The following is a 22,616-nucleotide window of genomic DNA, read 5'->3' on the forward strand; positions in this document are numbered from 1 at the left end:
GGGAGGCCCGGCGCTGGATCAGGCGCCCAGGATCAGGCGTCGGCCATCGTGATGCTGACGGTGCGGCGGCCGCGGCGGGTGCCGAAGGTCACGGCCCCGGGCTGCAGCGCGAACAGCGTGTCGTCGCCACCGCGGCCGACGTTGTCGCCCGGGTGGAAGTGGGTGCCGCGCTGGCGGACGATGATCTCGCCGGCGCCGACGACCTGGCCGCCGAAGCGCTTGACGCCGAGACGCTGCGCGTTGGAGTCGCGACCGTTGCGGGTCGAGGACGCGCCCTTCTTGTGTGCCATGTCTAGCTCACTTCCCGATCGTGGTGATCTCGACCCGGGTCAGGTACGAGCGGTGACCCTGGCGCTTCTTGTAACCGGTCTTGTTCTTGTACTTCATGATCCGGATCTTGGGGCCCTTGAGGTCCTCGACGATCTTCCCGGCGACGACGAGCTTGCTCAGCGCGTCGGTGTCGGAGGTGACCTCGGCGCCGTCGACGAGGAGGACCGGGGTGAACCGGGTCTCGTCGCCGGGGGCACCGGTCAGCCGGTCGACCACAATGACGTCGCCGACGGCGACCTTCTCCTGGCGCCCACCGGCGCGGACGATCGCGTACACGTCGTGACTCTCTTTCTGTCGGGCCGAGTGGACCAGCGTTCCTGACCGGCTCACCGTGCGTGGACGGGAGTGGTCGGACCGCTTGGGTGGCGCAGCAACGGACGCGCCACCGGCCAGCGTCCTAGGGTACGCGGCTCACGCCGTGCGACCAAACCGGCAGGACGCCGGGCGCGGTGGCCGGGCCTCAGCCGCTCTGGCGGCCGCCGCGGCTGCGACCGCCGCTGCGCCCGCCCCCACGTCCGCCGCCCTCGCCGGGGCCGCCCGAGGAGCCGGCACCCGGGGCCGCGGGGGCCTCGTTGCCGGCCCCGACGGGCTCGGAGTGGGTGATGACGCCGCGACCCTGGCAGTGCTCGCACGGGGTGCTGAAGGACTCCAGCAGGCCCGAGCCGACCCGCTTGCGGGTCAGCTGCACGAGACCGAGCGAGGTGACCTCGGCGACCTGGTGCTTGGTCCGGTCGCGGCCCAGGCACTCGACCAGGCGGCGGAGCACCAGGTTGCGGTTGCTCTCCAGGACCATGTCGATGAAGTCGACGACGATGATGCCGCCGATGTCACGGAGCCGGAGCTGGCGGACGATCTCCTCCGCCGCCTCGAGGTTGTTCCGCGTGACGGTCTCCTCGAGGTTGCCGCCGTTGCCGGTGTACTTGCCGGTGTTGACGTCGACGACCGTCATCGCCTCGGTGCGGTCGATGACCAGCGAGCCGCCCGAGGGCAGCCAGACCTTGCGGTCCAGCGCCTTGGCGATCTGCTCGTCGATGCGGTGGTGCACGAACAGGTCCTGCTCGGCCCCGGCCTCGGGGGCCCAACGGGTCATCCGCTCGGCCAGGTCGGGCGCGACGTGACGGACGTAGCCGTCCAGGGTGTCCCAGGTGTCGTCGCCGGAGACCAGCAGGCGCGTGAAGTCCTCGTTGAAGACGTCCCGGACCACCTTGATGGCCAGGTCCGGCTCGCTGTACAGCCGCGCCGGGGCCTGGACGGCCTTCGACTTGGCCTCGATGTCCTCCCACTGCGCCTTGAGCCGGGCGACGTCGCGCTCGAGCTCGGCCTCGCTCGCGCCCTCGGCGGCGGTGCGCACGATGACGCCCGCGTCCTCCGGCACGACGCGGCGCAGCACCTTCTTGAGGCGGGTGCGTTCGTTCTCGGGCAGCTTGCGGCTGATCCCGGTCATCGACGAGCCGGGCACGTAGACCAGGTACCGGCCGGGGAGCGAGATCTGCGCGGTCAACCGGGCGCCCTTGTGCCCGATGGGGTCCTTGGACACCTGGGCCAGGACGGGGTCGCCGGGCTTGAGGGCGTCCTCGATCTTGCGCGAGGAGCCGCCGGTCATGCCGAACGCGTCCCAGTTGACCTCACCGGCGTACAGCACGGCGTTGCGGCCGCGGCCGATGTCGACGAAGGCCGCCTCCATGCTCGGCAGCACGTTCTGGACCTTGCCCAGGTGGACGTTGCCGATCATGGACTGCTGGCTGGCGCGGGTGACGTGGTGCTCGACGAGCACGCCGTCCTCGAGCACCGCGATCTCCGTGCGGTCCTCGCCCTCGCGCACCAGCAGGGTGCGGTCGACGCTCTCGCGCCGGGTGAGGAACTCCGCCTCGGTGATGACGGTGCGCTTGCGGGAGGTGCTGCGACCGTCCTTGCGACGCTGCCGCTTGGCCTCCAGCCGGGTGGAGCCCTTGAGCTTGGTGACCTCGTCGGCGCGGGACTCGCGGATGCGGACCACGGTGCCGGGCGGGTCGTCCGGGTCGACGCTCAGGTCGGCCTCGCCGCCACCGGAACGGCGGCGACGACGCCGACGGCGCCGCGAGGAGCGCGACCCGCCGGTGTCGTCCTGGTCGTCGTCGTCGTCGTCCTCCTCGGAGGAGTCCTCGCCGCCGTCGGCGGAGGCGTCGTCGGCGTCACGGTCCTGACCGGCCGTGTCGGGGCCGGCACCGGTGGGCTCGGTGTCCTCGTCGTCGCCCTGCTCGGCGTCACCGGAGGAGCTGCGACCACGGCCGCCACGGCGGCGGCGCGAGCGCCCACCGCGTCGGGGACGGCTGCTGTCCTCGGTGTCGTCGGCGTCGTCCGTGGAGGCGTCGGCGTCGGCGTCGGACCCGTCGCGCTCCTCGGACCGGTCACCGCGGTCGGAGACGGGGGACGGCGCACCGGGGCCCTCGTCGGGGACGGCCACGTCGGTGCGCGTCTCCTCGGCGTCCGTCGTGCCCTCGGGCTCGGCCGGGGCCTTGGCGCGGGCCCGGCTGCGGGAGCGGCGCGCCGGCTTCTCGGTGGGGGCGTCGTCGGCCGGGGCGCTCGCCGAGGCGTCGGGGGCGGTGTCCGGCGCGTCGGTCACGACGGGCAGGTCGGGCAGCACCGGCCCGGACGTGTCGTCGGTGCCGGCGCGGCCGCGGCCCCGGCGGGTGCGGCCACCACGGCTGCGAGGCGCCGGGGTGTCGTCCCCGTCGGCCGGGGCTCCGGTGCTGACGGGCGGGGGCAGGAGCTCGTCGAGGTCGGGCACCGGCGGTGCGGTGAAGATGTCGGCGACCGGCGGCCCGGCGGCCGCCGTCGCGCGCCGGCGGGGGCGCCGGGTGGTCGCGGTGCCACCGGACGTCGCGGTGGCGAACAGCACGTTCGGGTCCTCGTCCGACGCCTCGGCGTCCTCGGGCTGCGCGCTGGGCTCGACGGCGCTGGGCTCGACGGCGCTGGGCTCGACGACCTCGGCCTCGACGACCTCGGCCTCGACGACCTCGGGCTCGACCTCCTCGGGCGTGGCGGCGGCGGGCGTCACCTCGGCGACGACCGGATCGGCGGGCGCCTCGACGACGGGTGCCTCGACGGCCGGCTCCGGAGGGCCGGCCGGCCGGGAGGCGGCGCGGCGACGGCGGGGTCGGGCCGCGGGCGCCTCGTCGGAGGCGGGGGTGGTGGTCTGGTCTTCCTCGAGCACTGGTGCTCCTCTTCGACCCCTCCCGGTCGCATCCCCGGGTGGAGCGGTTGTCGCGCGACCCTCGGGCCGCACGGAAGTCCGTGGTCGTCGCCTCGGTCCTGGTCGGCGCATACCTGCCGGCGACTGACGCCCGGACGGGTCGCGCCCGATCATGACGGGCGACGCGGTCGGCGGTCCGATGCGGGACACACCTCTCCGACTCGGCAGTATGTCACGGTCCGGGCGTGCCGGGCCGCAGGCTCAGGAACCGGCGCCGAACCAGATGTCGATCTCGCGGGCGGCGGAGTCCGTGGAGTCGCTGCCGTGGACGATGTTCTGCTGCACCTTCAGACCCCAGTCGCGCCCCAGGTCGCCGCGGATCGTGCCGGGGGCGGCGGAGGTGGGGTTGGTGGCGCCGGCCAGGCTGCGGAACCCCTCGATGACGCCGTGCCCCTCGACGACGGCCGCGACGACGGGGCCGGAGGACATGAACTCGACGAGCGGGCCGTAGAAGGGCTTGCCCTCGTGCTCGGCGTAGTGGGCCGCGAGCTGGTCCTCCCGGGCGGTGAGCATGCGCAGGTCGACGACCCGGTACCCCTTGGTCTCGATGCGGCGCAGCACCTCGCCGGTGAGGCCGCGCCGGACCCCGTCCGGCTTGACGATGACGAGGGTGCGGTCGGGCGCGTCGGTCTCAGGCTGGGTCACCCGGGCAGCCTAGCCACCGGCCGGGGCTGCTCCGGCGCGCTCGCGCTCGATCCGGTTGCCGATCACGACGGCCGCCACCCACAGCCCCGTGAACAGCAGACCCACGCCGATCATCGTGGGGACGAACACGCCCGTGGCCACGACCGCCACCTGCAGGGCCGAGCCGACCCAGTACCCCCCCGCCCGGCCGAGCAGGCCCGAGGCGAGCACCAGCACGGCGGCCAGGACGACCCCGCCCCCGACGGCCTCGGCCGTGCTCAGCCCGGACAGGTCCTTGGCCACCAGGGACGCGAAGAACACCACCAGCGCCTCGAACACCAGCACGGTGGCGGCCATGGCGCGCTTGGGGTCACGCACGGGCGGGGCCTCCCCCGTCGTCCGTCTCGTCGCTCTCGTCGTCGCGGTCCCAGTAGTCGTCGTGCTCCTCGCGGACGACCCACGGGTCGTCGAGCAGGGCGCTGTCCTCCGGCGGGGCGTAGGGGTCGGCCACCACGGGACGCTCGTCGCGCTCGTCGTGCAGGTCGTCGCGCACGCCGAGCCGGGCCAGCTCGTCCAGCTCGTCGTCGAGGTGGTCGAGCCGGTCGGCGTCCTCGCCGAGGACCCGCCGCTCGGTGTCCTCGGCGACCGCGGACACCCCCCGGCTGGTGGTGTCGACGGCGAGCGAGTCCGGGGCCTGCGCCCCGAGCATGGCGCGGGCCTCCGCGACCAGGAAGATCGACCCGGTCACCACCACACCGGCCGCCACGTCGTCACCCCCGCTGCCCGTCTCCGCCGCGGCGAGGGCGGTGTCGATGGCGTCGGCCAGGTCGGGCCGCACGTGCACCCGCTCCTCCCCGAACACCCCGTGGGCCAGGTCGGCCAGCTCGTCGACGGGCATGGCCCGGGCCGAGCGGGGCGCGGTGACGACGACCTCGGTGAGCACGGGCTCGAGCTGCTCGAGGATGGCCTCGGCGTCCTTGTCGGCCATCACCCCGACCACCCCGACGAGCCGGGTCCCGGGGAACGCCTCGCGCAGGCCGTCGGCCGCGGCGGCGGCACCGGCGGGGTTGTGCGCGGCGTCGACCACCACCAGCGGGCCCCGGCGCACGGCCTCCAGCCGGCCCGGGGAGTCGACGTGGGCGAACGCGTCACGCACCAGGTCCGGGTCCAGACCGGTGCCGGCGTGCCCGCCGGAGCCGAGGAACGCCTCGACCGCCGCCGCGGCGACCGCGGCGTTGCGGGCCTGGTGGGCGCCGTGCAACGGCAGGTAGACGTCCTCCGCACCCCCGACCAGGCCCTTCAGGGTGAGCCGCTGGCCACCGACGGCCACGTCGCGGGACAGCACCCCGAACTCGATGCCCTCGCGGGCGACGACGGACCCGGTCTCCACCGAGCGCCTCATCAGGACCTCGGCCACCTCCAGCGGCTGCTCGGCCGTGACGAGCACCGACCCCTCCTTGACGATTCCGGCCTTCTGCTCGGCGATGGCCACCAGCCCGTGGCCCAGCCAGCGCTCGTGGTCCAGGGCGACAGGGGTGACGACCGCGACCGTGGCGTCGGCGACGTTGGTGGAGTCCCAGGTGCCGCCGAGGCCGACCTCGACGACGGCGACGTCGACCGGGGCGTCGGCGAACACGGCGAACGCCATCACGGTGAGCACCTCGAAGAACGACAGCCGCGGTCCGCCCTCGGCCTGCGAGCGCTCGTCCACCAGCTGCACGTAGGGGGCGATGTCGTCCCACGCCGCGACGAACCGCTCGTCGTCCAGGCGCAGCCCGTCCACGGTGATCCGCTCGCCGACGTGGTCCAGGTGCGGGGAGGTGAACCGGCCGGTGCGCAGGCCGTGCTCGCGCAGCAGCCGGTCGACCATGCGCGCCGTGGACGTCTTGCCGTTGGTGCCGGTGACGTGCACGACCGGGTAGCTGCGCTGGGGGTCGCCCAGGATCTCCAGCACCGAGCGGACCCGGTCCAGGGACGGCTGCGGGCTGTGCTCGGGCGCGCGGTCGAGGATCTCGGCCTGCACCTGCAGGAAGCGGGGGTCTTGACCAGGGGGGACGACTGTCACCCCTCCAGTATCAGGGGACGACGGGCGAGACCACGACGGCCCGGCCGGCCTGGCCGTGCGTCTCGCTGGCCAGCCTGACGAGCGATGCGGGGGCACCGCCGTCGACCAGCGCCTCGGCGACCACCTCGGCGCGTCGCCGGTCCAGACCCTTGGTGAGGCCGGTGTCCGGTCCGGGTCCCGTCGCGCCACGCACCACGACCGGACCGGCGCCCGGTGCGCGCAGCGCCGCGATGACGGGCTCGAGGGCGGCCCGGGCCTGCTCCCCGAGGTTGGCTCCGGCCGCGAACTCCACCCGGACCGTCGGTGCGACGGGGGCCGGCGCCGGGGGCGCAGGCGCGGGTCTGGCGGGTTCCGCGGGTGCCGGGGCGGGGCGGGGCGGTGCCGGTGGTGCGGGCTCCGGGCGAGCCGGGGCAGCGGGGGCAGGTCGGACCGGCGGGGCCGGCGCGGGCGCGGCCACGACCGGGGGCCGCGCCGTGGCGGGGGGCCGCGACGTGGCGGGCGGCCGCGAGTGGACGGTGCCCGGCTCGGTCGCCTCCGGGCCGGTCTGTGGTGCGGCCGTCGCGGCGGTGGGCGCCCCGGGCCCGCGCGGTCCGGTCGGACCCTCGTGCGTGCCGACCTGTCCCGCCGCCTGCGGGACGGACGGGCCCTGACGGCCGGCCTCCCCGGTCGACGAGCCCGAGCCCCACGGGTCGGCGCCGGCGTCCTGGCCCGACGCGTCCGGGCCCGACGAGCCCGGGCCCGCGGGTGCGTCCTCGGCCCCGGTCGCGGCCCCCGAGGTCGTGCTCGACACCGGTCCCACCGCCCCCGGGCCGGACGAGCCCGCACCGGGGGATCCCGCACCGGTGGAGACCGACGGAGCCGGGGCCGCGAGCGCAGGGCCACCCTCCGGCGAAGCGAGGGACACCTGGGCCGCCACCAGGACCGCGCACGACAGCAGGCCCAGCAGCACGGGCGGCCAGGGCGCGCGGTAGCGCGGTGAGTGGTAGACGACCTCAGGCGGTTCCTCGTGGGTCACAGGGACCTCCTCGTCCTAGGGGCCCAAGCCTAAGGCAGCACCGCGAACCACCCGGACAGCACGACGCGACCGCCCGACCCGCAGGTCGGACGATCGCGTGCCGGCGCTCGGGACAGGGCCGCGGGGTCAGGCCCGCTGCAGCCGGGCCCGGACCAGGGACGGCCGCAGCCCCACGGCGTCGAAGGCCTGCTGGAACGCCTTGAGCGCGTCGACCGAGCGCCCCAGGTCCAGCAACCGGTCCCCGAGGTCGCGCCAGGCCTGGGCGGCCTGGCGGGTGGCCGACATCATGGCAAGCGTGTCCGCGGCACGGCGGTACTCGGCCTCGGCCCCGTCGTGGTCGCCCGCCGCGGCCAACGCCTCGCCGAGCACGGTCCGAGCGACGCAGCCCTCGAGCCGCGGCGTGTCGCCCAGCACCGACAGCGCGGCCTCGGCCGCGGCCCTCGCGTCCTCGGGCTCGCCGCAGGCCAGGTGCGCCGAGGCGCGGATCCGGTACCAGTAGGCCAGGTCGACCTCGCTGCCCATCTTCTCCAGGGGCTCCCGGATCGCGGTGAGCAGCTCGACCGACTCGTCGGTGCCCGAGCTCTCGGACATCAGCAGGAGCGAGGCCAGGAGCAGCTTGAGCCGGTGGTAGTCGCGCGTGTCCGGCCCCTCGGACAGGAACGCCACGGCGCGACGGGCGTGGTGCAGGGCCCGCTCGACGTGACCGCTCTCCTCGGCGGCGATGGCCGCGTTCCAGTGCAGGCTCCCCTGCCCCACGCGGCTGCCGAGGTTCTCGGCGTCGGTCAGCATCTCCTCGGCCAGGTGCTGGGCGTAGAGCAGGTCCCCCCGCTCGATGTGGATGCTCACCAGGGTGGCCGCGAGCCGCAGGTGCTCGTCGGTGCCCGTCGCGCCCAGCCGGGCGGAGGCCGCCACGGCTGCGGCCCCGGTGTCGGCGGCCTGGTTGAGGTCACCGGCCTGGCTCAGGCACTGCAGCAGCAGCATCCCGGTCTCGGCCACCGCCACGGCGGCGTCACCGGTGAGCGCCCGGGTGTGCAGCGGCTGCAGGGTGGCGAACGCGCTCTCCAGGTTGCCGCTGCGCTCCTGGGACCGGGCCAGCACGAGCAGCGCCTCGTCGTGGAGCCGTCGTGGGGCGCCGCGCGTCGCAATGACGGCCCGGGCCCGGGTCTCGGCCTCGGGCAGGTCCTTCACGGCCAGCGCGTGGCGGGCGTGCTCCAGCTCCAGCTCGGGGACCCGCTCCTCGGGTGCCGCGCTGCCGTAGCGCAGGAAGTGCGCCGACACGTCCAGCCGGTGCGCCAGCTTGCCCAGCACCGTCTCGCTGGGCGTGCGCTTGCCCGACTCGATGAGCGACAGGTAGCTGGGGGACAGGTCGTCCCCCGCGAGCTCCGTCTGCGAGATCCGTCGGTCCTCGCGAACTGCCCGCAACCTCTCCCCCAGGTCGCTCGTCGCCTCGTCCGTCATGGGCCCTCCAGGTGCTCGATTCTCACGACCAGGACACCCGGCCTGTGGAAATTGTGCTGTGACAGTAGCGCCCTGACCTGTGACTGGGCCATGCTTCCCCCGAACGCCACCCCACCACTTCGCACCGTGTCCATCCGAGCACCCTCGATCACGAAAGAGGCGACATGCCCTCCAAGCCCGTCCGCGCCATCTCCGCCATCGCCCTCGCCGCGGCCGTCGCCGCCGGCGCCTGGACCGTCTCGGCCGCTGCCTCCTCCTCGACCGGGGAGACCTACGGCCCCGGCCCGGCCTGCTGCATCACCTGAGCCACCACCCACCTCGGGCGCCGAGCGCCTGGGCCGCTGAGCACAGGACGTCGACCCGACCGGGCCCACCCGGTCGGGTCGACGTGCCTCAGGCCCGGTCCAGGGTCACGCCCGCACCGTCGGGGCCGACCGCCCCGACCACCACCTGCACCGACGTGGCCAGGGTCTCCTGCGCCACGAGCCCCTGGTGCTGCTGCGCGGCCGGCTCCCGCTCGGCGGCCACGGTCAGGGTGAGGGCGATCCGGTCCGACACGTGCAGCCCGGCCTCGCGGCGGGCCTCCTGCACCAGCCGCACGACGTCCCGCGCCCAGCCCTCGGCCTCGAGCTCCTCGTCGACGGCGGTGTCCAGCATGACGAACCCGCCGCCCGGCAGCGCCGCCACGGCGTCGTGGTCCCGGGCGCCGCTGACCACGGTGGTGAGCTCGAACTCCCCCGGCTGCAGCGGTACGCCGCCGCAGACCACGCCACCGGCCTCGTCGGTGGTCCAGTCCCCCGACCGGGCCGCCCCGATGACCTGCTGGACCGAGCGGCCCAGCCGCGGACCAGCGGCACGGGCGTTGACGCCGAGCCGCTGCTCGACGTCGACGCCGACCTCGTGGGCCCGCTCCACCGACAGCAGCCGGACGTCGTGGACGTTGAGCTCCTCGGCCAGCAGCGGCACCAGGCCGGTCACCGGGTCGGGCTCCGGGAGCACGACCGTCAGCGTGGACAGCGGCTGACGGACCCGGATGCCGGCCGCCTTGCGCAGGCTGAGCGCGGTGGACGCCGCGACCCGGACGGTGTCCATCGCGGCCACCAGCTCGTCGTCGGCGGGCAGCTCCGCGACGGTGGGCCAGGACGCCAGGTGCACCGAGCGCCCCCCGGTCAGGCCACGCCAGATCTCCTCGCTCACCAGCGGCAGCAGCGGGGCCCCCAGCCGGGTCAGCACCTCCAGCGCGGTGTGCAGCGTGTCGACGGCGGCCTTGCCCTCGGGGGTCTCGGCGGACCAGAACCGGTCGCGCGAGCGCCGGACGTACCAGTTGGTCACCGCGTCGAGCGCGTCCCGGAACGTCCCGGCCGCCACCGCGAGCTCGTTGCGCTCCAGCGCCGACGTCACGTCGGCGACCGTCCGTCGCACCGTGGCCAGCAGGTACCGGTCCAGGACGTGCTCCGACGTGGTGCAGGTCGTCCCCACGACGCCCGCGGCCCCGGCGTACAGCGAGAGGAAGTACCAGGTGCTCCACAGCGGCAGGAGCACCTGCCGGACGGTGTCGCGGATCCCCTGCTCGGTGACGACCAGGTTGCCGCCGCGCAGCACGGGGCTGCTCATGAGGAACCAGCGCATCGCGTCGGCCCCGTCGCGGTCGAAGACCTCGTTGACGTCGGGGTAGTTGCGCAGCGACTTGCTCATCTTGCGGCCGTCGTCGCCCAGCAGGATCCCGTGCACCAGGCAGGTGCGGAACGCCGGCCGGTCGAACAGGGCCGTCGCCAGCACGTGCAGGGTGTAGAACCAGCCCCTGACCTGGCCGTTGTACTCGACGATGAAGTCGCCCGGGTAGTGGTGCTCGAACCAGTCGGCGTTCTCGAACGGGTAGTGCACCTGGGCGAACGGCATCGACCCGGACTCGAACCAGCAGTCGAGCACCTCGGGCACCCGGCGCATGGTGGAGCGTCCCGTCGGGTCGTCCGGGTTGGGCCGGGTCAGGTCGTCGACGAAGGGCCGGTGCAGGTCGGTCGGGCGCACGCCGAAGTCCCGCTCCATCTCGTCGAGGGAGCCGTAGACGTCGGTGCGCGGGTAGGCGGGGTCGTCGGACACCCACACCGGGATGGGCGAGCCCCAGAACCGGTTGCGGCTGATGGACCAGTCGCGGGCGTTGGCCAGCCACTGCCCGAAGGAGCCGTCCTTGACGTGGTCGGGCACCCAGGTGATGTCCTGGTTGAGCTCGACCATGCGCTCCTTGATGGCCGTGACCTGCACGAACCAGCTGCTGACCGCGCGGTAGATGAGCGGGTTGTCGCAGCGCCAGCAGTGCGGGTACGGGTGGTCGTAGGACTCGTGCCGGACCAGCAGCTTCTTCTCGCGCAGCGCCCGGGTGATGGGCGTGTTGGCCTCGAAGACGTGCATCCCGGCGAAGTCGCGGACCTCGGCGGTGAACTCGCCCTTGGCGTCCACCGGGACGACGACCTCGATGCCGGCGGCGTCGGTGACGACCTTGTCCTCCTCGCCGAACGCGGGGGCGATGTGGACCAGGCCGGTGCCGTCCTCGGTGGTGACGTAGTCCGCGGCGAGCACGACGTGGGCGTTCTCGTGGCCGGCGAAGTAGTCGAACGGCGGGGTGTAGCGGCGCCCGAGGAGGTCGGTGCCCTTGAGGTGCTCAACCACCTCGGGGTCCTCACCCAGCTCGCGGGCGTAGGCACCGACGCGGGCCTGCGCCAGCACCAGCCGCTCGCCGGCCCAGTCGCCCTCGCTGGGGCGGACCACGACGTAGTCGACGTCGGGGTTGACCGCGGCGGCGAGGTTGCTGGGCAGCGTCCACGGCGTGGTGGTCCAGACCAGCGCGAGCTCGCCGGTCTCCAGGCGCAGGCCGACCGTGACGGCGGGGTCCTGCCGCTGCCGGTAGACGTCGTCCATCCGGGTCTCGGTGTTGGACAGCGGCGTCTCGCAGCGCCAGCAGTAGGCCAGCACCCGGAAGCCCTCGTAGACCAGACCCTTGTCGTGCAGGGTCTTGAACGCCCACATGACCGACTCCATGTAGTCCAGGTCGAGGGTCTTGTAGTCGTGCTCGAAGTCGACCCAGCGCGCCTGGCGGGTGACGTAGGACTCCCACTCGTCGGTGTACTTCAGCACCGACGTGCGGCAGGCGTCGTTGAACCGCTCGAGACCCATCTCGAGGATCTCGTGCTTGTGGGTGATGCCGAGCTGCTTCTCGGCCTCGACCTCGGCGGGCAGGCCGTGGCAGTCCCAGCCGAAGCGCCTCTCGACCCGGCGGCCCTGCATGGTGCGGAAGCGGGGCACCACGTCCTTGACGTAGCCGGTGAGCAGGTGCCCGTAGTGGGGCAGGCCGTTGGCGAACGGCGGGCCGTCGTAGAACACGAACTCGTTGTCGCCGTCGGTGCCGGCGTCGCGCGCCTCGACCGAGGCGGTGAAGGTCCCGTCGGCGTCCCAGTAGCGCAGCACCCGCTCCTCGATCTCGGGGAAGCGCGGGCTCGCGGGGACCTCGCCGCCGTGGCGGGGGTACGCGCTGGGGGCCGTGCCGGGGACCTGGCCGCTGGGGAGGTCGGTGCTCATCGCGGTGCTGCCTCTCGTCGCCGTTCGCCTGCTGCGACGAGGACGACGCCCGGTCTCCCGGTCACCGCGGTACCACCTCGGTTGCCCTCGTCCCGGTGGTCCCGGTCCGACGACCTCTCGTTACGGCTGTGACGGGCCTGCCCGGCCGGTTCTACTGAGGTGCGAGCACCTGTTCTTCCGGCGGCTCCCCGGTGATGACCGGATCGGTGCCTGTGGGCGCGATCCTAGCGGGCCGCGACCGGTCAGTGCTCGTGGTCCTCCGCGGCGCCGCCGTCGACCTCGGCCCAGCCGAGCGCCCCGCGCGGCTGCTGCCCCGGCGCCACGATCTCGGCCACACCCATCATCCCGAGGTCGTGGTGGGTGGAGAAGTGGCAGTGGTAGACCGCCCGCCCGGTGAAGGTCCGGAACCGGGTGAGGAACGTGACGCTGCCGCCGTTCTTGTCCACCAGGACGTTGTCCTCGTAGGACGGCGAGTCCACCGGGACCCCGTCGACGTGGGTGACGATGAACGGGTTGACGTGGATGTGGAACGGGTGGACCAGGCCGGTGGGGTTGCGGACCGTCCACTCCTCCAGGTCGCCGAGACGGACCACCTGGTCGATACGACCGGCCGTGTGGGGCGTGCCGTCGAAGCCGAAGCCCCCCGTCATCGTCATCGACAGCTCACGACGGACGTCGACCCGCTGGCCCCGCAGGTCGTCGAACGGCTCGAGCAGGGCCGGCATCTCGACCGGGCGGGCGATGACCCGGCGCCCCTCGCAGCGCACGGTCGCCAGCCGGGCCGCGGGCAGCACCACCCCGAACCCGACGTCGAAGGCCCGGGTCTCGAGGGCGAACGTGCCCGCCTCGCGCCCGGTCACCAGCAGGTCGGCCCGCTGGCCGGCCGCGAGCACCACCTCGGTGAGGGGCCGGGCGCGGCGGTAGGGGTTGCCGTCGGCCGCGACCCGGACCACGTCGAGCCCGTCCAGACGCAGCCGGTAGACCTCGTTGACGGAGGTGTTGACCAGGCGCCAGCGCTGCGTCTCGCCCGGGGCGATGTCGAGGACGGGGTCGAGCTGGCCGTTGACGAGGCGCGTGTGCTGGTTCTGGCGTACCGACAGAGGGTCCCGGACCTGCCCGCCTGCATCCACCTGGTGCGAGGACAGCAGCATCACCCGGTCCCGGGAGACCCCGCGCACACCCCGCGCCTCGCGGGGCGACTGCACCAGCAGCGCGCCGGCCAGCCCGCCGAACAGCTGCCGGGCGCCCCGGCCGTGCAGGTGCGGGTGGTACCAGTTGGTGCCCGCGTGGTGGTCCGCACCGACGTCGATCCGGTAGTGCAGCTCCTCCCCGGCCGCGGCCATCCGGAAGACGTTGTCGGCGTCGCCCTCGCCGGAGACGTGCAGGCCGTGGGTGTGCAGGTTCGTCGGCTCGTCGAGGTCGTTGACGAAACGGACCCGCAGGGTGTCGCCCGGGGCCACGACCAGGGTCGGTCCGGGGAAGCCCCCGGGGTGCCACTGCTGGGGCGAACCGTGCCCGCCCCCGTGGGCGCCGTCGTGCACCTCGGCCTCGTAGCCGAGCACGTGCCAGGTGCGGCCCGCCACCGTGGTCGTGGTGGGGGCCGCCCGCAGCGTCACGTCGAGCGAGCCGTCCCGGCTGCGCAGCAGGGGCGGCTCGCGCAGCGGCTCACCGGGCCCGCCGCCTCCCGCCACCGCGGCCCGGGCCGTGGGGACCAGCAGCGCGGCGCCGGCCCCCACGGCCCCCAGGCCGAGGACCTGGCGGCGGCTGGGGCGTCGGACGTCGGACGGCAGGTTGCGCACCGGTGGCTCTCCTATCCCCCGCACGCCGTCGTGCTTCGGGGGTATCGGACGCAACTTATGTTTTCGCCTCGACGTAAGTCAACGTCAGGCGCGGACGACCTCGATCACGGGCGGGGTGGCCAGGCTCTTGGCGACCACGCAGTAGCGCTCCGTCAGCTGGGCCAGCTTGGCCAGCTGGGCGTCGTCCGCGTCCGCGTCGACGGTGAACACCAGCCGCAGGTCCGTCACCCCGACCGGGACCTCCCGGTCCAGCCCCAGGGTGCCGCGGGCGTCGAAGCTGCCGGTGGCCTCGCCGCGGGCCGACCGCAGCCCCAGCCCCATCGCGGTGGCCACGCTGCGCAGGGTCACCCCGGCGCAGCCCAGCACCGCCTCCAGCAGCATGTCGCCGGAGCACGCGTCGCCGCCGTCGCCACCGGTGGCCGAGTGCAGGCCCGCCCGGACCGGGCTCCCCCAGCCGTCGACGGTGAAGGTCACGCCCTCCTCGGCGGTGCGGCCGGTGGCGTGCAGCGGCGTGGCCGCCGTCGCGGGGTCGTCCTTGTACCGCTGCTTGAGCGGGGCCTGCAGCTCGCGCAGGGTGCTGGCGTCCATCGGTGGGTCCTCCTCGATCGCGGGAGCACCAGTCTCGCCCAGGACCGGCGCCGCCCCGGCCACGGGGTCCGGCGGCGGCACGCCGGTCTTGGCGGTCGTCCCGCTTCGGCACAATGGCCCCCATGACCACGCCCTCCCCCGCGGCCGACGCCGCCTCCCGTGTCCCCGACAGGCCCACCGTCGACGGCCTGGAGGAGCGCTGGGTACCGGTGTGGGCCGAGCAGGGCACCTACGCCTTCGACCGGACGGCGACGCGGGAGCGGGTGTACTCCATCGACACCCCGCCGCCGACCGTGTCCGGGTCGCTGCACGTGGGCCACGTCTTCAGCTACACCCACACCGACTGCATCGCCCGCTACAAGCGGATGCAGGGCTACTCGGTGTTCTACCCGATGGGCTGGGACGACAACGGCCTGCCCACCGAACGTCGGGTGCAGAACTACTTCGGCGTCCGGTGCGACCCGACGCTGCCCTACGACCCGTCGTTCGTGCCCCCGGAGACCGCGCCCAAGAACGACCGCGACTTCGTCAACGTGTCACGGCGCACCTTCGTCGAGCTGTGCGAGCAGCTGACCGTCGAGGACGAGAAGGTGTTCGAGACGCTCTGGCGCCGGCTCGGGCTGTCGGTGGACTGGGACATGACCTACCAGACCGTCGACCGCAACGCCCAGGCCGCGTCCCAGCGGGCGTTCCTGCGCGGCCTGGCCCGGGGCGAGGCCTACGCGGCGGAGGCCCCGACGCTCTGGGACGTCACGTTCCGCACCGCCGTCGCCCAGGCCGAGCTCGAGGACCGGGAGCGCCCCGGCGCCTACCACCGGATCGGCTTCGCCCGCCCCGACGGCGGCGACCCGGTGTTCATCGAGACCACCCGCCCGGAGCTGATCCCCTCCTGCGTGGCCCTGGTCGCGCACCCGGACGACGAGCGCTACCAGGCGCTGTTCGGCACCACGGTCCGCACCCCGGTGTTCGACGTGGAGGTGCCGGTCCGGGCGCACGCGCTGGCCGAGCCCGACAAGGGCTCCGGCATCGCGATGATCTGCACCTTCGGCGACACCACCGACGTCACCTGGTGGCGTGAGCTCGACCTGCCGACCCGCGCGCTGATCGGGCGCGACGGCCGGTTCCTGGCCGAGACGCCGGAGTGGATCACCTCGCCCGCGGGCATCGCGCTGTACGAGCAGATGGCCACCAAGACCCCGCACAGCGCCCGGGAGGCGCTGGTCGCCGCCCTGGTCGACGGCGGGCACCTCGTCGGGGAGCCCCGCACCGTCAGCCACCAGGTCAAGTTCTACGAGAAGGGCGACAAGCCGCTGGAGATCGTCGCCAGCCGGCAGTGGTACATCCGCAACGGCGGCCGCGACGCCGCGCTGCGCGACCGCCTGGTGGCCCGCGGGTCCGAGCTCGTCTGGCACCCCGACCACATGCGCCACCGCTACGAGAACTGGGTGGGCGGGCTGAACGGCGACTGGCTGGTGTCGCGGCAGCGGTTCTTCGGCGTGCCCTTCCCGGTCTGGTACCGCCTGGACGACGCGGGCGACCCCGTCTACGACGCGCCCCTGCTGCCGGACGAGGCCGACCTGCCCGTCGACCCGGCCAGCGACGCCCCGGCCGGGTACGCCGCCGAGCAGCGCGGGGTGCCCGGGGGCTTCATGGCCGACCCGGACGTCATGGACACCTGGGCGACCAGCTCCCTGAGCCCGCAGATCGCCGCCGGGTGGGAACGCGACCAGGACCTGTTCGACCGGGTGTTCCCGATGGACCTGCGCCCGCAGGGCCACGACATCATCCGGACCTGGCTGTTCTCGACCGTCGTGCGCGCCGACGCCGAGCACGGCAGCCTGCCCTGGGCCCACGCGGCCATGTCGGGCTGGATCCTCGACCCGGACCGCAAGAAGATGAGCAAGTCCAAGGGCAACGTCGTCACGCCGATGGGGCTGCTGGAGGAGCACGGCTCCGACGGCGTCCGCTACTGGGCCGCCAGCGGCCGCCCGGGGGTGGACACCGCGTTCGACCCAGGTCAGATGAAGGTCGGCCGCCGGCTGGCGATGAAGGTCCTCAACGCCAGCAAGTTCGTGCTGATGAACGAGGCCGAGGGCACGTCGACCGCCGACGTCGTCGAGCCGCTGGACCGGGCCCTCCTGGCTCGTCTCGCCGACGTGGTGGACACGGCCACCGAGGCGTTCGAGGCCTACGACTACACCCGGGCCCTCGAGGCGGCCGAGCAGTTCTTCTGGGACTTCTGCGACGACCACGTGGAGCTGGTCAAGGAGCGCTCCTACCGGGGTGAGCCGGCGGCGCGCGCGTCCGCGGTCGCCGCGCTGCGGGAGGCGCTGTCGGTGCAGCTGCGCCTGCTGGCCCCGTTCCTGCCGTTCGCCACGGAGGAGGTCTGGTCCTGGTGGCAGGAGGGTTCGGTCCACGCCCAGGCGTGGCCCACGTCGGCCCCGCTGCGCGCGGTGGCCGGGGACGCCGACCCCGGCATGCTCGCCGTGGTCGGGCGGGCGCTGGCCGGCATCCGCAAGGCCAAGAGCGAGGCCAAGGTGTCGCAGCGGACCGACGTCAGCGCGGCCGTCGTCGCGGCGCCGGCGGCGGAGCTGTCGCTGCTGCGCGCCGCCGTGGACGACCTGCGCGGCGCCGGGCGCGTGGTCGCACTGTCGCTGGTGGACGGGAGCGACGAGCTGGAGGTCCGCGACGTCGAGCTCGTCCCGGCGGAGTGACGCACGGCGGCGACCGGCCCGCCGACGGCGGCCGGTCGTCGGGCCGGGGCCGGTGGTCGCGGCGCACCTGGCTGCTGGTCGCGGTCCCGGTCGCGGTGGTCGTGGCGCTCGCCGTCACGCTGCTGTCGCCCTGGGGCCTGGTGGGGCGCGGTCCCGCCGGGGTGTCGCTGCCGCTGCCGGCGCAGGTCGCCGGGCTGGACCGACGTGAGGGAGCGGCGTCCCAGCAGACCGACGACCTGGCCGAGCGGTTGCGCGCCGACCCCGCGGTGGCCGGGGTCGCGGTGGGTGCGTTCGACGACGACGAGCTGTCGCTGGTGGTCCTGAGGCTGTCCCCGCTGCGCCCGTTCGACGACGAGACGGCGGGGCGGCTGACCGCTCAGGTGCTGGGCGCCTCCGGGGCAGCGCAGGAGCCGGGTGGGCAGGTCCGGTCGGTGACCAGCGACGACGGGGAGGCCCTGATCACCTGCACGTCACCCAGCGCGACGTCGTCCACGTGCGTGGCCGTGCAGGCCCGGGAGGCGCTGCTCGTGCTGACCTCCGGGGAGGTCGACGACCCGGTGGAGCTCGCCGCCCGGGTGCGCGACGACGTCCGGGCGGGCTGAGGCGCCCCTCAGGCGCTCTTGTCGCGCCGTTCGCGCTTGCGCGGGGACTCCTCGCGCGGGACGAGCGTCGGCAGGACGTTCTCCAGGACGACCTCGCGGTTGATGACCACACGCGCCACGTCGTCCCGGCTGGGCAGGTCGAACATGACGGGCATGAGGACCTCCTCGACGATCGCGCGGAGCCCGCGGGCACCGGTGCCCCGCAGGATGGCCTGCTCGGCGATGGCCTCCAGCGCCTCCGGGGTGAACTCGAGCTCGACGTTGTCGATCTCGAACATCCGCTGGTACTGACGCACGAGGGCGTTGCGCGGACCGGTGAGGATCTGCACCAGGGCGTCACGGTCCAGCGGGGTGACCGTGGCCAGCACGGGCAGACGCCCGATGAACTCCGGGATCAGGCCGAACTTGAGCAGGTCCTCGGGCATGACGTCGAGCATCGCCTGGGTCTCGTCGACCTTGTCGGCCAGCTCGGCGCCGAAGCCCAGGCCCCGCTTGCCGACACGCTGCTCGACCATCTTCTCCAGGCCCGCGAAGGCCCCACCCACGATGAACAGCACGTTGGTGGTGTCGATCTGGATGAACTCCTGGTGGGGGTGCTTGCGACCACCCTGGGGGGGCACCGACGCGGAGGTCCCCTCGAGGATCTTCAGCAGCGCCTGCTGCACGCCCTCGCCGGAGACGTCGCGGGTGATCGACGGGTTCTCGCTCTTGCGGGCGATCTTGTCGACCTCGTCGATGTAGATGATCCCCGTCTCGGCCTTCTTGACGTCGTAGTCAGCGGCCTGGATGAGCTTGAGGAGGATGTTCTCGACGTCCTCGCCCACGTAGCCGGCCTCGGTGAGGGCGGTCGCGTCGGCGATGGCGAAGGGCACGTTGAGCATGCGGGCCAGGGTCTGCGCCAGGTACGTCTTGCCGCAGCCGGTGGGGCCGATGAGCAGGATGTTGGACTTGGCGATCTCGACCTGGTCGTCGCGCTTGGGGCCGGCCGCACCGGCCTGCACGCGCTTGTAGTGGTTGTAGACGGCCACCGACAGCGCGCGCTTGGCGGGCTCCTGGCCGACGACGTAGTTCTCGAGGAACTCGAAGATCTCGCGGGGCTTGGGCAGCTCGGTCAGACCGAGGTCGCCGGCGTCGGCGAGCTCCTCCTCGATGATCTCGTTGCACAGGTCGATGCACTCGTCGCAGATGTAGACCCCAGGGCCTGCGATCAGCTTCTTGACCTGCTTCTGGCTCTTGCCGCAGAAGGAGCACTTGAGGAGGTCACTGCCGTCTCCGAGTCGTGCCACCACGTGTCCTTCCAGTTGCGCACCGGACGGTGCGTTCCGATGACGCTACCCCCCAGCATCACCGGGGTGCAGTCCCCCACGCCACCCGGCGCGCCCGGGATGAGGTTGTTCCCCCGGGCGCGCGGGCGACGTCAGCGACCGGCGGCGGGCAGACCGCGGCTGGCCACGGACTTGCGGGGCTCCAGCACCTGGTCGATCAGGCCGTACTCCAGGGCCTGCTGGGCGGTCAGGATCTTGTCGCGCTCGATGTCCTTGCGGATCTCGTCGGCCTGCTTGCCCGTGTGCAGGGCGACCGTCTCCTCCAGCCAGGTGCGCATGCGCTGGACCTCGTTGGCCTGGATCTCCAGGTCGGAGGCCTGCCCGTACTCCCCGCCGGACATGGCCGGCTGGTGGATGAGGACCCGGGCGTTGGGCAGGGCGAACCGCTTGCCCGGGCTGCCCGCGGCCAGCAGCACCGCGGCGGCGCTGGCCGCCTGGCCGAGGCAGTACGTCTGCACGTCCGGCTTGATGTACTGCATGGTGTCGTAGATCGCCGTGAGCGCGGTGAACGAGCCACCGGGGCTGTTGATGTAGAAGATGATGTCGCGGTCGGGGTCCTGGGACTCCAGCACGATCAGCTGGGCCATGACGTCGTCCGCGCTCGCGTCGTCGACCTGCACGCCGAGGAAGATGATGCGGTCCTCGAAGAGCTTGGCGTACGGGTCGAGCGTGCGGGAGCCGTAGGTGGTCCGCTCCGTGAACTGGGGCAGGATGTAGCGGCTGCTGGGGGCGGGTACCTGGGGCATGCGGCCCTCCTGGGGGATCATGGACGTCGGTCGGACGGGATCGGTCCAGGTCACTCGGTACCACCCCCGCCGGGGACCTCGAGGGCCGAGCGGACCACGTGGTCGACCTGGCCGTAGGCCTTGGCCTCGTCGGCGGTGAACCAGCGGTCGCGGTCGGAGTCCCGGGTGATGGTCTCCTCGTCCTGCCCGGTGTGCATGGCGATGAGCTGGGCCATCTGCTTCTTGATGTGGACGATCTGCTCGGCCTGGATCTTGATGTCCGAGGCCGTTCCGCCCACGCCGCCGAGCGGCTGGTGCATCATGATCCGGCTGTGCGGCAGGGCGTAGCGCTTGCCCTTGGCGCCGGCCGCGAGCAGGAACTGGCCCATCGACGCGGCGAGGCCCATGGCCACCGTGCCGACGTCCGGCTCGATGAACTGCATGGTGTCGTACAGCGCCATGCCGGCCGAGACCGAGCCGCCGGGGCTGTTGATGTACAGGAAGATGTCCTTGTGCGGGTCCTCGGCGGCCAGCAGGAGCAGCTGGGCGCAGATCGCGTTCGCGTTCTCGTCGCGGACCTCGGAGCCGAGGAAGATGATCCGCTGCGACAGGAGCCGCTGGTACACGTTGTCGTCGAGGCCGAACTGGCCTCCGGCCGACTTGGCCATCGGTACCTCGAGCCCGGAGTTGCCGGGGCTGGTCAGGTGGGACTGGACCGTCACGTCGTTGCTCCTCACGTCGTCAAGTGCGTACGGACACTAACGCCGCCCCCGGACACGCCACTCCCCGTCCCGACGGCGTTTCGCTGTCAGCGCAGGTACGTCGGCCGTGGGCAGACAAGCGTCCGGACCACGGCCGACGGTGCTACGGGAGGGCGTGGATCAGGCGTTCTTCTCGTCCGCGGCGTCCGCGCTGTCCGGGTTGTCGGGCGAGTCGGGGCTGTCGGGGCTGTCGGCGCTGTCGGGGCTGTCGACGTCCTCGGACGACTCGGCCTGGACCGTCTCCGGGACGGCCGGGACGCCCGCGGCCTGCCGCGACAGGCTGGCCTCGAGGTCGACCGGCCGACCGGAGGCGTCGGTGACCTCGGCGCGCTCCATGGCGATCGCGAGCGCCTTGCGGCGGCCGACCTCCTGGACCATCGCGGGCACCTGGCCGGCCTCGTCGACCGCCTTGGCGAACTCGTTCGGCTCCATGCCGTACTGACGCGAGCTGGAGACGAGGAACTGGATGAGCTCCTCGCGGGAGACCTGGACGTTCTCGGCCTCGGCGATGGTGTCCAGCAGCAGCTGGCCCTGCAGCGCCTTCTCGGCGTCGGGGCGGATCTCGTCGCCGTGGGGGTCGTCGGACTCCTTGCCCTCGCCCTCGAGGTGGCGCTGGACCTCCTCCTCGACCAGGGCGGTCGGGACGGGGACCTCGACCTCGGCCAGCAGGGCCTCGATGACCTTCTCGCGGGCCTGGATGCCCTGCTCGACGGCCTTGGTGGACTCCACCTGGGTGCGCAGGTCGGCGCGCAGCTCCTCGACGGTGTCGAACTCGCTGGCGAGCTGGGCGAAGTCGTCGTCGGCCTCGGGCAGGACGCGGTGCTTGACCGCGCCGACCTTGACGGTGATCTCGGCGTCGGCGCCGGCGTGCTCGCCGCCGCGCAGCGTGGAGGTGAAGATGGCCTCCTCGTCGGCGGACAGGCCGACGACGGCCTCGTCGGTGCCCTCGAGCATCTGCCCGGAGCCGACCTCGTAGCTGATGCCGGTGGCGGAGTCGATCTCCTCGCCGTCCACCTTGGCGACCAGGTCCATGCTGAGGAAGTCGCCGGTCTCGGCGGGGCGGTCGACGCTCTCGAGCGTGCCGAAGCGGGTGCGCAGGGCGTCCAGGCGCTCGTCGACCTCGGCGTCGGTGACCTCGATGTCGTCGACGGTGACCTTCAGCGTGGTCAGGTCGGGCACGGTCAGGTCGGGGCGGACGTCGACCTCGGCGGTGAACTTCAGCTCGCCGTCGGTGGCCGTCGGGTCCGGCACGTCGGAGATGTCGACCTCGGGGCGGCCCAGCACGCGGACCGAGTGCTCGGTCACGGCCTGCTGGTAGAACGACGGCAGGGCGTCGTTGATGGCCTCCTGCAGCACGGCCCCGCGACCGACCCGCTGGTCGATGATGCGGCTGGGGACCTTGCCCTTGCGGAAGCCGGGGACCTGCACCTGGGCGCCGATGGTCTTGTAGGCCGCCTCGATGCTCGGCTTGAGCTCCTCGTAGGGGACCTCGACGCTCAGCTTGACGCGGGTCGGGGCGAGGGACTCGACGGTGCTCTTCACGGGCAGGGCTCCACAAGGACGGGGACGGACGGACGGGACATGCACGATCGGTGCGCCCGGCGGGCGCGACGTGCCAGGGTACGCGACCACCGGGCGCAGCCGTTCGTGACCGCCGTTCGGTGCCGACCGTCGCTGCGAGCGCCGTCGCCCGGTGATGCCTACCGTCGGGGTACCCGGATTCGAACCGGGGGCCTTCCACTCCCAAAGCGGACGCGCTACCAAGCTGCGCCATACCCCGTCGCCGGCCTGCGCTCCGACCGACA

18 protein-coding genes and 1 tRNA gene are annotated in these 22,616 nt (G+C 73.3%); 3 read left to right on the forward strand and 16 right to left on the reverse strand.

The features are described 5' to 3' along the window. Window positions 1-32 precede the first annotated feature (32 nt). From rpmA to ACR80Q_RS17695, 8 genes are all read right to left on the reverse strand, one after another. Window positions 33-290 (reverse strand): 50S ribosomal protein L27, encoded by a 258-nt coding sequence (gene rpmA / locus ACR80Q_RS17660; protein ID WP_435378971.1) that lies wholly within the window; start codon window positions 288-290, stop codon window positions 33-35. 7 nt (window positions 291-297) lie between these two features. Further along, window positions 298-606, reverse strand: coding sequence for a 50S ribosomal protein L21 (gene rplU / locus ACR80Q_RS17665; protein ID WP_435378972.1), 309 nt, complete (start codon window positions 604-606; stop codon window positions 298-300). 184 nt (window positions 607-790) lie between these two features. Continuing rightward, window positions 791-3,523, reverse strand: a complete 2,733-nt coding sequence (locus tag ACR80Q_RS17670) for an Rne/Rng family ribonuclease (RefSeq protein WP_435378973.1) — start codon at window positions 3,521-3,523, stop codon at window positions 791-793. A gap of 240 nt (window positions 3,524-3,763) precedes the next feature. Further along, window positions 3,764-4,207, reverse strand: a complete 444-nt coding sequence (ndk, locus tag ACR80Q_RS17675) for a nucleoside-diphosphate kinase (protein ID WP_435378974.1) — start codon at window positions 4,205-4,207, stop codon at window positions 3,764-3,766. A gap of 9 nt (window positions 4,208-4,216) precedes the next feature. Continuing rightward, window positions 4,217-4,564 carry a DUF4233 domain-containing protein gene (locus ACR80Q_RS17680; protein WP_435378975.1) on the reverse strand — a complete coding sequence of 116 codons (348 nt, stop codon included), beginning with the start codon at window positions 4,562-4,564 and terminating at the stop codon, window positions 4,217-4,219. Next, window positions 4,557-6,251, reverse strand: coding sequence for a bifunctional folylpolyglutamate synthase/dihydrofolate synthase (locus ACR80Q_RS17685; protein ID WP_435378976.1), 1,695 nt, complete (start codon window positions 6,249-6,251; stop codon window positions 4,557-4,559). The genes ACR80Q_RS17680 and ACR80Q_RS17685 overlap by 8 nt, the downstream gene beginning before the upstream one ends. A 10-nt stretch (window positions 6,252-6,261) precedes the next feature. Next, a complete protein-coding gene (locus ACR80Q_RS17690) occupies window positions 6,262-7,266 on the reverse strand; it encodes a hypothetical protein (RefSeq protein ID WP_435378977.1) in 1,005 nt (334 codons plus the stop codon). A 126-nt stretch (window positions 7,267-7,392) separates the two neighbouring features. Further along, window positions 7,393-8,724 carry a helix-turn-helix domain-containing protein gene (locus ACR80Q_RS17695; RefSeq protein WP_435378978.1) on the reverse strand — a complete coding sequence of 444 codons (1,332 nt, stop codon included), beginning with the start codon at window positions 8,722-8,724 and terminating at the stop codon, window positions 7,393-7,395. A gap of 164 nt (window positions 8,725-8,888) precedes the next feature. Between ACR80Q_RS17695 and ACR80Q_RS17700 the strand changes: the two genes are divergently transcribed. Next, entirely contained in the window at window positions 8,889-9,029 is a 141-nt protein-coding gene (locus ACR80Q_RS17700) for a hypothetical protein (RefSeq protein ID WP_435378979.1), read from the forward strand. Window positions 9,030-9,117: 88 nt separating this feature from the next. Here the strand turns inward: ACR80Q_RS17700 and ileS are convergent, their stop codons facing one another. The 3 genes from ileS to ACR80Q_RS17715 form a co-directional block, all read right to left on the reverse strand. Beyond that, window positions 9,118-12,297, reverse strand: a complete 3,180-nt coding sequence (ileS, locus tag ACR80Q_RS17705) for an isoleucine--tRNA ligase (RefSeq protein ID WP_435378980.1) — start codon at window positions 12,295-12,297, stop codon at window positions 9,118-9,120. Between the two features lie 242 nt (window positions 12,298-12,539). Further along, a complete protein-coding gene (locus ACR80Q_RS17710; protein WP_435378981.1) occupies window positions 12,540-14,096 on the reverse strand; it encodes a multicopper oxidase family protein in 1,557 nt (518 codons plus the stop codon). 84 nt (window positions 14,097-14,180) lie between these two features. Then, window positions 14,181-14,684 carry an OsmC family protein gene (locus tag ACR80Q_RS17715; protein WP_435378982.1) on the reverse strand — a complete coding sequence of 168 codons (504 nt, stop codon included), beginning with the start codon at window positions 14,682-14,684 and terminating at the stop codon, window positions 14,181-14,183. A gap of 122 nt (window positions 14,685-14,806) precedes the next feature. On the opposite strand from ACR80Q_RS17715, the gene valS reads away from it, so the two are divergent. Together valS and ACR80Q_RS17725 are read left to right on the forward strand one after the other, a co-directional pair. After that, complete coding sequence (gene valS, locus ACR80Q_RS17720) at window positions 14,807-17,398, forward strand: valine--tRNA ligase (protein ID WP_435378983.1); 2,592 nt, start codon at window positions 14,807-14,809, stop codon at window positions 17,396-17,398. Then, a complete protein-coding gene (locus ACR80Q_RS17725) occupies window positions 17,395-18,000 on the forward strand; it encodes a hypothetical protein (RefSeq protein WP_435378984.1) in 606 nt (201 codons plus the stop codon). Before valS ends, ACR80Q_RS17725 begins: the two co-directional genes overlap by 4 nt. Before the next feature lie 8 nt (window positions 18,001-18,008). Here the strand turns inward: ACR80Q_RS17725 and clpX are convergent, their stop codons facing one another. The 5 genes from clpX to ACR80Q_RS17750 form a co-directional block, all read right to left on the reverse strand. Then, complete coding sequence (clpX, locus tag ACR80Q_RS17730; RefSeq protein ID WP_435378985.1) at window positions 18,009-19,286, reverse strand: ATP-dependent Clp protease ATP-binding subunit ClpX; 1,278 nt, start codon at window positions 19,284-19,286, stop codon at window positions 18,009-18,011. 131 nt (window positions 19,287-19,417) lie between these two features. Then, on the reverse strand, window positions 19,418-20,071 hold the full coding sequence (locus ACR80Q_RS17735) for an ATP-dependent Clp protease proteolytic subunit (RefSeq protein ID WP_435378986.1): 654 nt from the start codon (window positions 20,069-20,071) through the stop codon (window positions 19,418-19,420). 50 nt (window positions 20,072-20,121) lie between these two features. Then, the gene (locus tag ACR80Q_RS17740; protein WP_435378996.1) at window positions 20,122-20,718 is read right to left on the reverse strand and encodes an ATP-dependent Clp protease proteolytic subunit; all 597 of its coding nucleotides are present in this window, start codon (window positions 20,716-20,718) and stop codon (window positions 20,122-20,124) included. 213 nt (window positions 20,719-20,931) lie between these two features. After that, the gene (tig, locus tag ACR80Q_RS17745) at window positions 20,932-22,353 is read right to left on the reverse strand and encodes a trigger factor (RefSeq protein ID WP_435378987.1); all 1,422 of its coding nucleotides are present in this window, start codon (window positions 22,351-22,353) and stop codon (window positions 20,932-20,934) included. Window positions 22,354-22,517: 164 nt separating this feature from the next. Beyond that, window positions 22,518-22,591: transfer RNA gene (locus ACR80Q_RS17750), tRNA-Pro, on the reverse strand. Window positions 22,592-22,616 lie beyond the last annotated feature (25 nt).

Origin of the sequence: Aquipuribacter aurantiacus (genome assembly GCF_051216895.1) — a bacterium.
Lineage (GTDB): Bacteria > Actinomycetota > Actinomycetes > Actinomycetales > JBBAYJ01 > Aquipuribacter.

Coding starts and splice junctions, on each gene's coding strand:
- ACR80Q_RS17700 (WP_435378979.1), top strand. CDS start 8,889: ATGCCCTCCAAGCCCGTCCGCGCCATCTCCGCCATCGCCCTCGCCGCG.
- ACR80Q_RS17735 (WP_435378986.1), bottom strand. CDS start 20,071: ATGCCCCAGGTACCCGCCCCCAGCAGCCGCTACATCCTGCCCCAGTTC.
- ACR80Q_RS17695 (WP_435378978.1), bottom strand. CDS start 8,724: ATGACGGACGAGGCGACGAGCGACCTGGGGGAGAGGTTGCGGGCAGTT.
- rpmA (WP_435378971.1), bottom strand. CDS start 290: ATGGCACACAAGAAGGGCGCGTCCTCGACCCGCAACGGTCGCGACTCC.
- valS (WP_435378983.1), top strand. CDS start 14,807: ATGACCACGCCCTCCCCCGCGGCCGACGCCGCCTCCCGTGTCCCCGAC.
- ileS (WP_435378980.1), bottom strand. CDS start 12,297: ATGAGCACCGACCTCCCCAGCGGCCAGGTCCCCGGCACGGCCCCCAGC.
- ACR80Q_RS17740 (WP_435378996.1), bottom strand. CDS start 20,718: ATGGCCAAGTCGGCCGGAGGCCAGTTCGGCCTCGACGACAACGTGTAC.
- ACR80Q_RS17715 (WP_435378982.1), bottom strand. CDS start 14,684: ATGGACGCCAGCACCCTGCGCGAGCTGCAGGCCCCGCTCAAGCAGCGG.